This is a genomic window from Pseudomonas sp. NMI542_15, from assembly GCF_021283425.1.
In the GTDB taxonomy this organism is placed as follows: domain Bacteria; phylum Pseudomonadota; class Gammaproteobacteria; order Pseudomonadales; family Pseudomonadaceae; genus Aquipseudomonas; species Aquipseudomonas fortuita.
In genome coordinates this window covers 1-1,819 of the sequence record NZ_JAJSRO010000059.1, presented here as the reverse complement: position 1 = coordinate 1,819, position 1,819 = coordinate 1, and the positions used below count along the sequence as shown (strand labels likewise).

The 1,819-nt window shown below is 59.4% G+C and carries 1 protein-coding gene; it reads left to right on the top strand.

Features of this window, described 5'->3' with window-relative positions:
• On the top strand, nucleotides 1–1,819 hold a 1,819-nt coding region (locus LU684_RS30385), incomplete at both ends, for an immunoglobulin-like domain-containing protein (RefSeq protein ID WP_332880195.1).

The following is a 1,819-nucleotide window of genomic DNA, read 5'->3' as shown; positions in this document are numbered from 1 at the left end:
GGCAGCGTTGATTTCCAGACCCCGGCGAACGACGTCTACAACAACGGTTCGACTGTCAGCGTCACCATCGAGAACGCCACGGGCGGTAACTTCGAGCAGTTGACCCCGAATCCGACCCCGGCTCAGACCACGATCAACGATTCAGTAGACACCACCACCGCAACGCTGACGGCGAACCCGTCGGTGACCGAAGGCGGTGTCATCACCTACACCGTGACCCTGAGCAACCCTGCCCAGACGCCGGTAACCGTGACCCTGTCCAACGGCCAGACCATCACTGTTGAAGCCGGCAAGACCCAAGGCAGCGTTGATTTCCAGACCCCGGCGAACGACGTCTATAACAACGGTTCGACTGTTAGCGTCACCATCGAAAACGCCACCGGCGGCAACTTCGAGCAGCTGACCCCGAATCCGACTCCAGCCTCGACTGTCATCAATGACAGCGTCGATACTGTCACCGTAAGCATCGTCAGCAATGGCAATGTGACCGAAGACCAGCAACCTTCCTTTACTGTGAAAGTAAGCCAGGCGCTGGATCGTCCGTTGACCGTCACTCTGTCGAACGGAGACACCGTGACGATCGAAGCCGGTAAGACCGAAGTCGAGTACAAGACTCCGGCTCAGGGTGATGACGTCTATCACGACGCTGGCTCCATCACCCTCAGCGTTACCGACGCTACCGTTCCAGGTGCCACTTTCGAGAACCTGGCCTTGGGTGGTCCAGCTACCGTTGAGATCTCGGACACTATCAGTGAAGTTGTGGCTAAGCTGACCGCCACCCCTTCGGTGACCGAAGGCGGCGAGATCACCTACACGATCACGCTGACCAACAAAGACGGCCTGCCGATCAACAACCACGGCGCCCTGACCTTCACGCTGAGCGACGGCAAGACCGTCATCACCGTGCCGGCCAACGGCACCAGCGGTTCGATCACCGTGACTGCTCCGGACAACGTTTACGTTGGCAGCAATACCCCGGTGGTACAGTCGATCGCAACTGTTGCTGGCGCTGATGTCGGCAAGTTCGAACAGCTGACCCTGGACAAGACGCCGGTCAGCACAACCGTTACCGATGAGCCAGGTACTCCGGGCAACCCAGGCGGCAACAACGAAGGTGACTTGGTCAAAGTAACCATCACTGCCGACCAGACTTCGGTGGCCGAGAACGTCAAACCGACGTTCACCGTGCACATCAACCAGCCGCTGGAGCACGACCTGGTCGTGACCCTGAGCAACAATGCCACGGTGACCATCAAGGCCGGCGAAACCAGTGCACCGTACGAGCACGCGGCGCAGGGCGATGACGTTTACCAGGATGCTGGCGAAATCACCCTGGGCATCAAGTCGGCGGTAGACGCTACCGGTGCTGCCTTCGAGAACCTGCAGTTGGGTGGTGATGCTTCGGTCAAAGTGACCGACACCATCGACGAGGTTGTGGCCAAGTTGACCGCAAGCCAGTCGGTGACCGAAGGTGGCGAGATCACCTACACCATCACGCTGACCAACAAAGACGGTCTGCCGATCAATAACCACTCGGAGCTGTATTTCAAGCTGACCGATGGCACCACTGTCATCGTGCCCGCGAACAGCACCACCGGTTCGGCCACTGCGACCGCGCCGGATAACGTCTATGTCGGCGCTAACGAGCCGGTGGTCAACGCCATCGACGCGGTCAGCGGCGCGGACGCGTGGAAGTTCGAAAACCTCAATCTGGACAAGACCCCGGTCAGCACCCAGGTTATCGACGAACCAGGCACCCCAGGCAACGAAGGTGACATCGTCAAAGTCACCATCACCGCTGACCAGGTATCGGTGGCCG